Source organism: Aureisphaera galaxeae (genome assembly GCF_028561275.1).
Taxonomy (GTDB): Bacteria; Bacteroidota; Bacteroidia; order Flavobacteriales; family Flavobacteriaceae; genus Aureisphaera; species Aureisphaera galaxeae.
This window is the reverse complement of the sequence record NZ_JAQQTF010000019.1, coordinates 249,206-263,336: the sequence shown is the minus strand read 5'-3', so window position 1 is coordinate 263,336 and position 14,131 is coordinate 249,206. Positions and strand designations below refer to the sequence as shown.

At 41.6% G+C, this 14,131-nt stretch carries 14 protein-coding genes; all 14 read right to left on the bottom strand.

Going from position 1 to position 14,131, the window contains the following annotated elements:
- Position 1: 1 nt before the first annotated feature.
- From POV27_RS19785 to POV27_RS19720, 14 genes are read right to left on the bottom strand one after another with little or no spacing between them, the layout of a single operon-like run.
- Positions 2-919, bottom strand: coding sequence for an FkbM family methyltransferase (locus POV27_RS19785; protein ID WP_272864531.1), 918 nt, complete (start codon positions 917-919; stop codon positions 2-4).
- Positions 920-921: 2 nt separating this feature from the next.
- On the bottom strand, positions 922-1,995 hold the full coding sequence (locus tag POV27_RS19780) for a glycosyltransferase family 4 protein (RefSeq protein WP_272864530.1): 1,074 nt from the start codon (positions 1,993-1,995) through the stop codon (positions 922-924).
- A gap of 1 nt (position 1,996) precedes the next feature.
- Positions 1,997-3,130, bottom strand: coding sequence for a glycosyltransferase family 4 protein (locus POV27_RS19775; protein WP_272864529.1), 1,134 nt, complete (start codon positions 3,128-3,130; stop codon positions 1,997-1,999).
- Positions 3,130-4,500 (bottom strand): glycosyltransferase family protein, encoded by a 1,371-nt coding sequence (locus POV27_RS19770; RefSeq protein ID WP_272864528.1) that lies wholly within the window; start codon positions 4,498-4,500, stop codon positions 3,130-3,132. Before POV27_RS19770 ends, POV27_RS19775 begins: the two co-directional genes overlap by 1 nt.
- Positions 4,500-5,711 carry a hypothetical protein gene (locus tag POV27_RS19765; RefSeq protein ID WP_272864527.1) on the bottom strand — a complete coding sequence of 404 codons (1,212 nt, stop codon included), beginning with the start codon at positions 5,709-5,711 and terminating at the stop codon, positions 4,500-4,502. Before POV27_RS19765 ends, POV27_RS19770 begins: the two co-directional genes overlap by 1 nt.
- Positions 5,701-6,816: a dTDP-4-amino-4,6-dideoxygalactose transaminase gene (gene rffA / locus POV27_RS19760; protein WP_272864526.1), complete on the bottom strand. Its 1,116-nt coding sequence runs from the start codon at positions 6,814-6,816 to the stop codon at positions 5,701-5,703. Before rffA ends, POV27_RS19765 begins: the two co-directional genes overlap by 11 nt.
- Positions 6,803-7,495 carry a GNAT family N-acetyltransferase gene (locus tag POV27_RS19755; RefSeq protein ID WP_272864525.1) on the bottom strand — a complete coding sequence of 231 codons (693 nt, stop codon included), beginning with the start codon at positions 7,493-7,495 and terminating at the stop codon, positions 6,803-6,805. Before POV27_RS19755 ends, rffA begins: the two co-directional genes overlap by 14 nt.
- On the bottom strand, positions 7,492-8,421 hold the full coding sequence (locus POV27_RS19750; protein WP_272864524.1) for a glycosyltransferase family 2 protein: 930 nt from the start codon (positions 8,419-8,421) through the stop codon (positions 7,492-7,494). The genes POV27_RS19755 and POV27_RS19750 overlap by 4 nt, the downstream gene beginning before the upstream one ends.
- Positions 8,422-8,471: 50 nt before the next feature.
- On the bottom strand, positions 8,472-9,662 hold the full coding sequence (locus POV27_RS19745) for a hypothetical protein (RefSeq protein WP_272864523.1): 1,191 nt from the start codon (positions 9,660-9,662) through the stop codon (positions 8,472-8,474).
- A 25-nt stretch (positions 9,663-9,687) separates the two neighbouring features.
- Positions 9,688-10,368, bottom strand: coding sequence for an acylneuraminate cytidylyltransferase family protein (locus POV27_RS19740; RefSeq protein ID WP_272864522.1), 681 nt, complete (start codon positions 10,366-10,368; stop codon positions 9,688-9,690).
- Positions 10,368-11,528, bottom strand: a complete 1,161-nt coding sequence (gene neuC, locus POV27_RS19735) for a UDP-N-acetylglucosamine 2-epimerase (protein ID WP_272864521.1) — start codon at positions 11,526-11,528, stop codon at positions 10,368-10,370. Before neuC ends, POV27_RS19740 begins: the two co-directional genes overlap by 1 nt.
- Positions 11,529-12,524: an N-acetylneuraminate synthase family protein gene (locus tag POV27_RS19730; protein ID WP_272864636.1), complete on the bottom strand. Its 996-nt coding sequence runs from the start codon at positions 12,522-12,524 to the stop codon at positions 11,529-11,531.
- 54 nt (positions 12,525-12,578) lie between these two features.
- Complete coding sequence (locus tag POV27_RS19725; RefSeq protein ID WP_272864520.1) at positions 12,579-13,466, bottom strand: sulfotransferase domain-containing protein; 888 nt, start codon at positions 13,464-13,466, stop codon at positions 12,579-12,581.
- Positions 13,467-13,496: 30 nt separating this feature from the next.
- Positions 13,497-14,129, bottom strand: coding sequence for a CatB-related O-acetyltransferase (locus POV27_RS19720; RefSeq protein ID WP_272864519.1), 633 nt, complete (start codon positions 14,127-14,129; stop codon positions 13,497-13,499).
- Between the last annotated feature and the right edge of the window lie 2 nt (positions 14,130-14,131).

The window sequence follows — 14,131 nt, the reverse complement described above, 5'->3', positions numbered from 1 at the left end:
TTTAGATAACGAAATATCGTATAAAAGGATTCAATGCATTGTGTCTAATGGCTCTGGAAAGTTTGGATTTCTTTTTGTGAAATTCAGTAGGTATACAAAGCCAATTTTTGTTCGTTTTTGTTTCAAAGTGGGGAGCATTCACTTTCTTCAATCCCATTCGCTCTATATAATAACAATGGTATCCTCGATCTTCAAGATAGGTATAAAATTCTTCCACACTTGTTTGCCCCCTTTCTCGAAGAAAACGTTCATTCACTTCAAGTATTAAAAAGGGATTGTATTTTTTCAATATCGTTTCAGCACCCGCTAACACTTGGGGTTCATAACCCTCCACATCGGCAATAACGGCAGCTACGTCCTTGGCATCTTCTAGGGTATCATCTAAGGTAACCACCTCGAAGCGTTGGGTTTCCTTATTGGTATCGCTTGTAATATGTCCAGAACCTGAACTATTTTGGGCGGGAATTTTGAAGAAGGCCTCTCCCCTCTCTTTTGAAACCAAGGTATTGAATAGCCGTAGGTTTCCCAGTCCATTGTGTTCTTTGATCTGTTGAAGGCTTTCAAAATTACTGGGCAAGGGTTCGAATGCATATACGGCTCGGTTAGGGTCCAAATCTGCCAAACCTATGGTTTCTGTTCCTATATTGGCCCCTACTTCGACCAAATCTCCTTTTTTGAAACGAATGATCTTTTTGGCTAATACCACATTGCGCCAATCGAAATACCCATGGATTAAGAATTTGAACGCATGAAAGTCGCTCGTATTCCCTTGAAAATAACTCCCGGTAAAAGCGCGCCTTCTGAAAGGTAAAGCCATTTTTTCAGCTTCACGAACACTCATTAACCGATCCCTAATGGTCTGTGTCATGATAGGCGGAAAAAAAGCGCAGATAAAGCGCACCCAATAGATTCGGTTCATAGCTAAGCGTTAATTTTATGGGTGAGGTGTTCGGCAAATGTATGAACCACATGTTGAATCTCGAAACGATCTAAAAAACGTTGATAGGCTTGTCTTCCAAACTGGGAGGTGGCATTTTCTATATTTAAGAATTTCAACATGGTCTGCCCCAATGCTTCAGCATTCCCAGGAGGAACCAGTAAACCGTCCTTTCCTTCACGTACAATCTCCTTAATGCCTCCAGTTTTAGATCCAATTACAGGGGTTTTGGTGGAAAATGCTTCAATAACCACGAAACCGAATCCTTCAGATAAGGAGGGAACCACGGCAAATTGTGCCCTAGAAAATAATTCTAGTACTTTTTCTTTAGGTTGGGAACCATGGAAAACAGTGGACTCTTTCAATCCAAGTTCTGTAGCAATGCGCTGATATTTCTCCACATCTTCTTTACTTCCTCCCATGAGGTGTAGTTTCATTTCCGGTCTTTCTTGTATCACGAGCTTTAGAGCCTTTAATAATACGTCAACTCCTTTCTTTTCAGATAATCGACCCACATAGGCAATAAGGTGTTCATCCCTTTCATTATCAATGCTCGGATCGGGAACACCATTAGGGACCACTTCAATCTTGTGATCTGAAACACCAAAGGAGGCTATCAAATCGAGTTTCGTTGCTTGAGAATTGGCAATGATTTCAGTCGCTTTTCCAAATACCCAACGTTTTCTCCATTTCTTGAAGGCGGTAGTCTTAAAATGACTCGAAATGGTTCTGTGGGTCATGATCCTGTGTGGTACTCCTTTCCAACTACCACAAACCGCAAAGACATTATTGGCACCGAAAACGGATAACATTAATTGTGGTTGGTAGGTTTTAATTTTTTGAAGAAGAAACCGGAAGTCCTTTACACGGGTTGGTCTTGGAGATGGCCAATAAAACACTTCAATAGCATCCGATGGGTATGCAAATTCCCTTCTCTTATCTGAAAATATGACTACATGAAACTTTTGGGATAACTGCTTCGCCAATAATGAAAACAAGGCCGAAACGGAGGAATCGCCTATGGAAAATGCCAAGAAAACCGTTTGCTTCGTTGTCATATTAGTTCGTATCCAATAGGGATTGATAAAAATCGAGATTCTGCTGTAAGATAGACGAGGGATCGTACTTTTCGGCTACCACCGTACGTCCCTTTTCACCCAATGTTTTAGCCTCTTCAGAATGTTCAATGCACCATATTATATTGTCGGCAATGTCTTTCGGATTGTATACATCGCAAAGCAATCCGTTTTCACCATGTTCTATAGTTTCAGGTCCGGGGCCGTATTGAGAGAATATTACGGGTTTTGCCAATGCCATAGCCTCTACCGAAACCAGTCCTTGGGTTTCCATATGCGATGGAAATACACAAAACGCAGCTTCGGCATATTTTTGGTCCAATTCCGCTCTAGGAATAGCACCATGAAAGTGGACATTTTCGAAATACTCCTTCGGAAATTTATTTCTAAGTTCTGCTTCAAAAGTAGTTCCATCGGGATAAAACCATTCCCTTCCAAAGAGATCCAACTGCTTTTCTGGGTATTTTGCCTTTACTAGTTGAAACGCTTCAATAAGCTCCTTCACTCCTTTCTTTTCGCAAATGGTGCCAGCAAACAAAATACGGTCGGGATTCACATGGCATTCTTGTTGCTGGGAAGGCACTCCAACAGGCAAATTAATGATGGTTACAGGCTTATTTCGGTATGATAAATACTTCTCCGTATGATTTTTCACATAATTGGAAATGGCTATGAACCCATTGGCTTTTGCAAACGACAATTTTTCCAACTTGCCTTTTCTCCAATTAATAGCCCGCTTTTCTGCTTCCGCGAAGAAATGATGTCCGCCATGCAGACGGATGACCTTCTTGGCAGGATGTTTTTTGGAAAGAAATGCCAAGCCTCCTTCGGCAGATTCTATAATGGAAATAGGTTGTTGTTTCTGAAGGGTTTTCAGCTTTCTGTTGAGCTGCATTGCATTAAACACAAAGTTGGGGAGTTTGCCCGTATTCTTTGGCAATCGATAAATCTTTACACCCTCATCTTCCAAATACACTTCTTCTTTTTCCTTTCCCTGACCCAAAACGGTGACCGAATGACCTGCCTTTACCAAAGCCCTTCCCAAGGTCTGGATAAAGGTCCCCACACCTCCCGAAGTCCATAAAGGGTATTCGCCAGAAAGAAAAAGGATATGCATTATAGAAGTGCTTTTTTTACGTTTTTGGATGCCCTTTCGGCATGATTTACCACGATCTCGAACCAGGTCTGTATCTTCGTTTCAGGTTCGTTCAATGCTTGTTGAACAATCGAACCAATAGCTTCCCGCTCATTCCACCAATATACCGCTTTTTTATCCGGCATACTTCTGAAATGCTGATAGTTATAAATGGTTTCTACCGACCAATTGGGATCGATTGTATGGTCATAATTGATGTAAATACAGGGTTTTTGGAACATTCCGAAATCGAAGGCCATAGTAGATCCCACATTGAGCACTACATCCCCATAATAGGCCAAACTCGCCAAGAGTTTTACATCTTCGTATTGAGGATATATAGCGGTCCAAATCGCACTATTGAAATTCCACAATGGTGGCATGTCTATGATCAAATCTGGATATTCTTTCAACACCCAATCGTATCTACCCGATACATCTACCGGACAACGTCTAAATACTATCTGACATTGATCTGTCATACCTGCTTCGGTAATGCCTTTAGCCAAATCCCTTAGGTAATAAGGATCATAAGGTGATGTTTTTACATCATCCCCGGAAAAACAAATGATCTTTTTGGAAGGGTCCAATCCGTAGCGCCGGTAAAATTCATCCTTAGGAATAATATTGGTTTCATCTTTATAGAATTCGAATTGGGGGGTTCCGGTAACGATCAACCGCTCGGATGGAATCTCCGGATAAAACCGCATCATTTCCTCCTTCATATAGTCGGACCACAACAAATAACTGTCCGAACGTAAGGCCAGTCGGGCTTTGGGAATGTTGTCCCAAGAGTATATCACGGTTACTGTTTTTATTCCCATATCCCGAGCCGCTTTGAATACGGTAGGCGCTTTAAGGGCACGCTGATGGGTACAGAAGACGGTATCCGGTTTAATTTCGCCAAGGAGCTTCGTTATTTTATGGTAGAATGGATTTTGAGTGAGGGCTTTCTCGTATTTGGCCTCCAATTTCTGAAGGCTGCGTTCCCCTCCTACGAACTTTGCACGGAGGTCTATCAAAGCAAAGAACAGTTTCAATTTCCAACCTTTGTGCTTTTTCTTTCGAAAAGCAAAAATAGTAGGATTCTTTTCCCGTTTGGCATTTTCCCGAATGCGAACCGCATGGATAAGCTCCCGCAAAAACTTTTCCTTCACAGATTCTCCGTAAGACGGAATTTCGTGTGAACCGTGCACTTCTATATTTGAGGAAATCTGGGAAAGGGTATCGTCGTCAAAATTATGAAAGAGACTGATTTTGGCTTCCGAATTTTTAAATACATCGGAATACAGATAATTCTTGATGCCCGTTCCGTCGGGTGTAAAAACAAGTATGTGTTTGGGGATCTGCATTATAATTTACCTATCAAACCGTACATTCCATACCCACTCAATAATACCATAAAGGCATAGTTGGCCAACACCAATGCTTTGGGAATTTTTGGGGTCTCTGAAAGCCTGTAAAAATAGAAAATAGAAACTATAAAAATAGGCGCCAACCAGCGTAATTCAACAAAAGAAATAATAATCAGGGAAAACACACATAGCATCAACAATAGTGACCACGGAATGTAATCATCTTTGGAAAACTTGCGTATTCGATATAAGCCCAATAGTGATAGGACCAAAAGTGTAGGTAATATGAGTCCCAACTGCCTAGAACCATAGGTGACACTGTATATAAAATCCTTGAAAAATTCTTTAACCGTGAGCATAGGATCGTGTAACATACCTTCCAAAATAGTACTTGGCAAGGCCTCTTTCCCATGCTTGTTCAAATAAGCATCGGTTTGTTTCCAATTGGGGTGATTATAGTTGGGCAGGGCGCCTTCGTTTACCATCAACTGCGCCAAATACTGCCGTTGTGGCCAAGTAGCTGTGATCCCTTCGGGAGGCAATTTCTGATCGTAGGAAAGTCCTTTTCCTGCCTTTAAAGAAGGTGCGTTCAATCCCAATCCAAGTGCCAAAACTAGGGCAGGAATCAATAAGGTTTTTACACGTCCTTTCTTGTACTTCCAAAGGAATAGAATGGACAGTAGTACAACAGGTAAATAGATAAAGATGACTTTTCTCGTGAGCAATGCCATAACCAATGCAACACCCCACCATAGCAAAGAGGTTCTATTTTCCTCCTTAAGCAATACATAGGTCTCTACCATAAAAATAATAAGGGAAACAACAAACAAGGTATCATTGGTTCCTGCCATGAAATATCCTACCGTGCTAAAGAAAAAAAGTACTAAGCCGTAAAAATTTAAGTTGCTAATGCTAAGTCGCTTGTAAAAGTAAAAGAGCAAACCGCCAAATAATAGTACATTGACCGTACGTAAGGCGATATGCGGTTCTAAAAAGGTTGAGAGAGGATACGACAGTATCATATAGGGAATGGAAATCCCCTTTTCTATGGCCGCCCACCATCCTTGAGAGGCAATGAGTGCTAGATCGGACATGAAAAGTGCCTCATCGCCCCCACCTCCAGGTTTACGCAAAAAGTAATAGCCAGAAAGCAAGGTGTAGGCTGCAACCGCAGCCCTAAATACATAAGATATTATTTTAGCTATCATATGCTAGTAAGGCTGAAATTACTGCTTTAGGATCCAACTCATAAAATAGCGGCAATCGCAATAACGTATTGGTGTAGCGATCACTTTGGGGCAGTTCTGGACCATGGTGTTTTTCCCGAAAGAAATCACTCTTATGCAAACTGAGATAATGGAACACAGAAAGAATATCTTTGGACTTTAAATGAGCTATTATAGATGATCTTTGAGCCACATCTTTACACAGTAGGTAAAACATGTGTCCGTTTTGAGTAGCAAATTCCGGAATAAAGGGAATTTGGATTCCAAGGCCTTCCGCCCAACCGGAAAGTGCTTCTTTGTATTCTTGGCAAATCTGTGCTCTTTTCTCCTGAATGTCTTCCATCTCCTCCAACTGCGCATACAGATAGGCTGCATTAAGCTCACTGGGTAAAAAAGAAGATCCCACATCGACCCAACCGTATTTATCTATCTCGCCTCTAAAAAAGGCGCTCCTATTGGTCCCCTTTTCCCAAATAATCTCCGCTCGGGCCGCAAACTGCTCGTCGTTAATGACCAACATCCCTCCTTCCCCACATTGAATATTTTTGGTTTCGTGAAATGAAAAAGCCGACAGGTGCCCAATACTTCCCAAGGGTTTTCCTTTGTAAAAACTCTGAACGGCTTGAGCAGCATCTTCAACCACAAAAAGACCGTGTTTGTTGGCCAGATCCATGATGGTATCCATATCGCAAGCAACACCCGCATAGTGAACCACTACAATGGCTTTGGTCTTTGGAGTGATTAGGGATTCGATGGCCTTTTCATCAATTCCGGGATGATCCTCCCGCGAATCGGCAAAGACGATCTTCGCTCCCCGTAGCACAAAAGCATTGGCCGTAGAAACAAAAGTGTACGAAGGAACGATGACCTCATCCCCTTCTTGTATGTCCAACAACAAGGCAGCCATCTCTAAGGCATCGGTGCAACTGGTCGTTAGTAGTACTTTGTGAAATCCAAACCTATCCTCGAAATACGACTGACATTTTTTGGTGTAGTATCCATTTCCTGAGATCTTTCCTTTAGCAATGGCATCTCGTATATAGAGTAACTCGTTTCCAGAAATATAGGGTTTATTAAAAGGAATCACGCCAAAGATGTTTTATGTGTTTTGCTTCCGCGAGTGAATATCCACTTTTTTCATAGAATTTGCACGCGATTTCGTTACTTTTTTGTGTTGGGATCACCATGGATTTCATTCCCGCATCCATCGCGTGATTTTCGGCAGCGGCCAATAGTTCCCTTCCTATTCCCCTTCCTTGAAACTGAGGTGATACAGCAATTAAGCCAATGGTTGCTACGTCTAGGGAAGATCGATAGGTAACCATTCCTGCGGGCATCTCTTCTATTATTTTCACTAAAAACCCGTCCGAAAAATCGGCATCGATGGAATTGTCTATCCATAGTCGATACAAGGCTTCAAAATGTGCATTCTTCATTTTGGGATCTAGCTTAAACCGGCTGTATTTACCGCTCTCATACGCTAGTTCGTACAATGCATTTCGATCCAAATCAAGGCTCTTTGCGTCATGAATATCTTCGAAGGGAATGGTATGTCTGTGAAGGTCTTTTTTGAAGTTCATTTTTACTTCGGCATGACCTTCGGTAAAGTTAACCAGTGTGATCATACAGGGTTCATCGGATATTTGATACAACAACCGAAAGGAGTTTATATTCGTGCCTTCGACAGAGGCTGCATTGCATCCTTCCCATCTCCCGACTTCGAATTCAAAAAAATTCGAGTCCCAATCGAGGCGTTGTATACTCATACCTTTTCTTTAATGATGTAGGTGGGGCGGTCCTTCACATTTTCGAATATCTTTCCAATGTAAAGGCCAGAGACACCCAACACCAAAATGATAATGCCCGACAGGAACCAAACACTTAAAATAAGTGAGGTGTATCCCATTACTTCAATACTTCCGTTGAGCCACTTTATTAGAATGATGATGGCAAAAATGGATGACATCCCAACAAATAGAATTCCCAATTTTATGGCCAGTCGTAAAGGTTTATCGGAATAAGAAAGAATAATATCCAACGCAAGATTCATACGTCTTCTGAAATTATAGGAAGAACTCCCTTCTTCCCTACCACTATGCCGAACGGGAATAGAGGTACTTGTATACCCTACCCATTTGATCATAGAGGGAAAAAACCGATTCTTTTCGGGTAGGTCTACGATAGTATCGATTACCTTTTTGTTATAAATACCGAAGTTGGCCACACTTCCATCATAGGGCGTGCCAGATAAATAGGAAAGTATGCCATAGAACCACGAAGACAATAGTTTTTTGAACCATCCGTCCTTTCGCTCGCTTCTTTGTGCCAATACAATTTCGAATCCTTCCTGTGCCTTTGCATGTAGTTTTTCAATTTCTTCGGGAACATCTTGAAGGTCGGCATCCATAACTACAACCCAATCTCCGGTGGCATTTGCCAAGCCCGCCGAAATTGCATAATGCTGGCCGAAATTTCGACTCAAATTGAGCCCTACCACTCCATCCTTATCGTTGGCCATTTTTTTTATAACCGTCCACGAATCGTCCGGACTGGAGTCGTTTACCAAAAGTATTTCACCATCTACCCCCAATTGTACAAACACCTGTTGCAGTCTTTCCACCAAATCCACTAAGGTGGCCTCATTTCTATAAATGGGAACAACAACGCTTATTTTTTCAGTAGGATTCTTCAAAATTGAATGGTTAGGAGTATCTCAAAAACGAGGTCAATATAAGAATACTTTTACGTATAACTGTTCAATAAAATTAGTTTAAAAACATACAGCACTCCAGAAAAAACGTGGACAAGGAACAATCCTAAGATGATCAATTCCTTTCTTTTCCAAGAAAAATCGGAAAGGAACTTGGGGGTAAAAAAAGCAACGATGCTTAAGAATACTAAATAGCAACAAATAATGTTCTGCCACGTAAAATTACCATGTGCTGCCCTTGGTCCCGTTTCCATGATGAAACCGGAAATCAACAATCCCATAATCATCAGCATCAATGCATAAAGGAAGGGTTTAAACTTCAAAATCTCCCGATACAGAACAATGGCACCTATGGGTAAGGCAAATGATAGGATAAAAGAAAAAGGTATAAGCCAGTAGGGGATAAAAAAGCTGTACGTCTTGAAAGGAGCGCTTAATGCGACACCACTTTCCCCACCTTGAATGGATCCCTGACCCAATTGGTAAATTAAATAATATTGAAGCAAAATCAGCGCTCCTCCCACAAAAAGAGGAAGCAGTCTTACAGTCAACCATTTTATGTTTTTCCCTTTAAATTCCCATACCAGAAAGAGGAAAGTTACAGGTAGATAGCAAAAAAGGAAAGAGGGCTTAATAGCTATATTAATTAACACCAAAAGAACAACAACGGCCATCTTTTTGAATGTTAATGGTTTCTCTGAAGAAAATAGTTCCAATTGTTTCCAAAAGAGTAGAATGGCAAAGGGGAATAACAGGATGGAAGTAGAATTATGCCATACATGAGGTACAATTTTACCCAAGTACATCTTTTTAAGGAATACAAACGAAACCGGTTCGGGAATGGCGAAACAGAAAAATAACGCTAAGGTGATGAGTGTAATTTTCAACCCAAGCGAACTTACATTGTTCACCTTCACGAAGGACTTCAGGATCTTCTTAGAAATACCATATTTAAAAACCACTGCCAAAGAGAGCAGCAAAACGACTGCGGGATAGGTAAAAAGCGCATTGCTACTAAACCCAGATAATACGTTTATAAGTACATAGAATAGAAAATTGGCAGGGTAAGCAGTAATTCCTGCGTTTATCCTTTCCACAAATAGTAAATGTGCCTGAATATCGGTAGCAACATATTTGAGGAGGTAGGTAAATAAAAGGACGCTAAATACGAAGAGAAAGATGAAATCGAAGTATCTGTAAAAATTTCTTTTTAAAAAGTTCATCGTTTTATCTTCTAACAATTAGGGTTTATAGCTCTCTTAAAAGGGCTTCGGCTTTTTTCCAGTCTTCTAGGGTATCTATATTCACATGTCTTTTGGAATCCAATTCAATAGCCCCCATACGCGCTCCGAAAAAGGAATGTTCCTTCAACAAAACCTCGGTCTTGGTAATGTAAATAGCTCCATCACGAATATATGCCTTGGGCAATTCCTGGCGCCTCTTAATGATCTGTTGCTCTCCCGTGGCGATATGTAGCACCCCTTCTTTTTCTTCGAAAACCCAATGTGGATTGTATTGATGGGGTACTTCTTGAACGGAAACCAAACTATCGGTCCCCAGTGCTTTAAATCTTTCAATAGCATTGTCAATGTCTTCGGAAGTACGAAACGGTGTCGTTACTTGCAATAAACAAACAGCATCATAATCATCTTCCAAGCTTTGCAAAGCATGTTGAACCACTTCTAGCGAGCCTGCCGCATCTGTCGCCAAATGATCTGGACGTTTGAAGGGAACCTTGGCTCCCATGCGTTCTGCCAGTTCCATGAGCTCGTCATCTTCTGAAGAGAAAACCACCGATGCCAACGAAGAAGCCCCCAAAGCAGCTTCTATGGTATATTGAAGAAGAGGCTTGCCTCCCAGTTTTTTTTTGTTTTTATGAGGAATCCCCTTGCTTCCCGCACGGGCAGGTATGAGTCCTAGGATTTTCATTAGTAACTGATCGTTTTATGAAAACGGAGTTCTATATCTGAAAGAATGTCTGCGATTTTCTTACCGCTATCCCCTTCGCCATAAATCGTACTACGGGTATTTTTTGGGTCCTTTAGCTGAAGGGTAATCGCATCGTAAATCTCCTTTTTATCGTAGCTAACATCCAGCACATTCTCCCCTCGCAGTCGACGGTTCTGACGCGTCCCAATATTTACTACGGGTACTCCCAAAAAGGAACATTCTCGTATCCCGACACTGCTGTTTCCGATGAGACATTTCCCATTGACCAATAGCCGAAGGAAATCATTGGGTTCCATATTCTTAAAGAATCGGATGTTCTTGGGATTGTGCTTTTCCCGATAGGAACGAATTCCGTTAGAGGTACCGTCGGCTCCCGCATCTACATTGGGCCAGAACCAAAACGTTGGTACGCCAATTTCGTCGATGACCTCTAATGTTTTAATTACGTCTTCCTTTGCCTGATGGTATTCTGTAGTAACGGGATGTTGCATCACCACGATATAACCATCGTCTAAAGGAAAGGTAGCTCCTACCCCACCATATTTTCCGAAGGGGTCAAAATCCAGTCCAGGACGGTTTTGTACCTCGGCCGCCAAATCAATAGAGGGACAACCGGTATTGAACACATAGCGCTCATCTTCGCCCATCTTAATAACACGATTTTTAGCATCTTCGGAAGTCACAAAATGGATATCGGCCAATTTGGTATTGGCATGTCGTACTTTTTCGTCTATGTTTCCAGTAACCTCACCTCCTTGTAAATGAATTAAGGGAATATTTTGATAGGCTGCAGCAATGGAAGTAGCAATGGTTTCGAATCGATCGGCAATGGTCAATACTGCATCCGGTTGCAGGTTATAAAACACGTTAGACAGTTCCATAACGCCCAATCCTGTAGTTTTGGCCATGGCTGTTTTATTTTCACCTTCGAGTACCATGAACACCTTTTCATGAATGGTAAATCCATCCTTTTCAATAAAGTTGACTGCATTCCCGTAACGGTCCAGCAAAGCAGAACCGGCAACAACCAATTGTAATTCAAGCTTAGGATGCTCTTTGATCGCCTGTAAGACCGTCTTTACCCTACTGTACGAAGGTCTTGCGGTAATAACGGCGCATATTTTTCTCGTTTCACTCATTTATTCAATATCGGCTTCATTTAAAAAATCCCATTGATCAAGTGGTCTTGCCAACGCTTTCCCAATGACTTCCTGAAATCGGGAAGCATCCAAGCCATAGCCTTTCGGTTTTTTGGCTTCAAGGTCATGAAAGGTCAATATATGTCCTTTGGGTAATGCTTTGTTTACAGCCAAGGACTTTTCGAAAATACGTTTCAAATCCGTAAACGTACTATTATCGGTCTTATTTATGGGATGTTGTAAAGCAGTAGCGATGGCATTCGCACTTTCTACCAACTCCTTGGTTTCTTCAATAGTGAGCGAAGAACTTACATCTGGACCGAACATATCTTTGCTGAAAACCACATGAAACTCCAAAATCTCGGCTCCCAAGGCAGCTGCAGCCACTCCTGCTGCTACGGTTCCCGAATGATCGGAAAAGCCAATGGGGACATCATATCTTGCCTTCATCTGGGCAATTACGTTTAGCCCAAACTGCTCTGGTTGGGTAGGATAACTGGTCGTACATTGCAAAATGGAAAAATGGGCCTTGCGTTCATTCAAAAATGCAATGGCACCATCCAATTCATCAAAGGAGCTCATCCCGCTCGAAATAATAATAGGTTTGCCCGTTTCAGCCACTTTCTCAAGCAACAGAAAGTTGGTCACTTCGCCACTCCCTATTTTATAAACCTCAACCCCAGCTTTCTCCAGCACATCTACCGCAGTATTGCTAAAGGGACTGCTTATAAAAGTTAGCCCTACTTCCTTGCAATGCTCCCCAATACCTATCCATTGCTCTTGGGTAAATTCCATCCGCTTCCAATAATCGAAACGGGTAGCATCCTGTTCGGAAAATTTCACCCGAAAGGGTTCATGAATACTACTCTCAGCTTCTGCAATATGGGTTTGGAATTTAATGGCGGAGGCTCCCGTCTTTGCTACTGCATCAATATACGCATGTAGCATCCCTAAACTACCTTCGTGGGCCTGTCCTATTTCTGCAATGGTTGTGATCAAAGAAAGTTATCGTTGATTAGGTTCTCAAAGGTACTATTTTTTGGGAATGCCCTACCAATCGGTTTCGGAATAAAAATATTTCCACACCTCACGGGTTCCCTCTTTAATATTGGATATCTCGTCCTCTGTAAGTCGCTGCTTCCAAGTATGAATGTTCTTTTTGGAATCGCGCTTGTGCTTGTCATCCTTTTGCTTTCCCTGGGTAGAATTTTCAATCTCATCAGTTACTTCTTTCGACCATGGAAGGTTCAAAAAAGTAAAGATTTCCTTGAATTCCTTGATGGGTTCTTTTGAAAGGTCTTCATGGGTCACAAAATGCCATGTCCCCTGATATTGGGACTGATACTGCTTCACCGTATTATACAGGCAATTCCATAGCAATATTCCTTGCCGAATGATATCTTTCGGTTCTTCACAATACGCCTCTATTTCAGTGGCATATTCCTTCATGTATGTCTCAACTAGCTTGTTCTGTCTTCGAAAATTATCAAAATTGAATTGCCAATCTTTCACCTTTAAACTCGCAATAAAAGCTGCCGGATGTCGAATGACTATTACAACATCGCACCCCAAATTATCGTACATCCATGGTGCCGAAAGTAATGCAATGGGATCTTTGTATACCGTTCGACGGGTTTTCCGGGAACGCCATTCCCGAAGCAATTTAAAACCTCCAGTAGTACCGGTTGTCTTTATATCCGTAAAAGCCGTACTAATAAAAGACGAGAGGTATTTGTGAATGCTTAATTGATCTTCTTCCTGTGTATGTGCACTTAGATGCTGAAACCATGTGGTAAAGGGTGGTTTTACGCCGGTGCGCCCCGGATTAAAGGGTTCGTGCACGTAACGCACCTTGGGGGAGGCACTCACAATTTTGCCCGCCCAAGTAGAACCGGACCGATGAGCACCGGTAATCAATATAGACTTCTTTTCCTTCATGGGGTACAAAAGAATCGAAGATCGAAAGGATTAATCGTACAAGCTTTCGACTTCGCTTAAGTTCTTAAAAAACAATGGTTTTATCTTTTCCAATTCTTCCGACGGTAGATTCCACCACTGCAAGGTTTCTATTTCTTTGATAACAGCATCCGAAAAGCGTTTTTTCAATTCCTTTGCAGGAACACCACCAACGATACTGTACGGAGCTACATCTTTCGTAACTACACTTCCACTGGCAATAATGGCTCCATTTCCTACGGTAACTTCGCCTACAATAATAGCGTTATGACCAATCCAAACGTCATGGCCAATTACCACTTTTTTAACTTCTTTCAATTGGGAAAGTTCACCGTCGAATAGATTTTTGTTAATATAAGTGGATAGGTACTGAATGGGATGATTTGTAGTATGTATGGCAACATCAGCTCCTAACTGACAGTACTTACCAATCTCAATATCACCATGCAGGAAGTTATTGTATCCAAGTGTAGTGGCATACCCCAACTTTATGGTTCCAGAGAAATTACAACGATCTGGCACTTTGTTGGCGCCTTCAAAAGTCACATTTTGAACACCTCGTGAAAAACCGGACAAACTCACTTTATCGGAGGCTTGCGGAGCATTCAAAAAATAATACAATACTTTTCTAATGAATCGGCGCATAG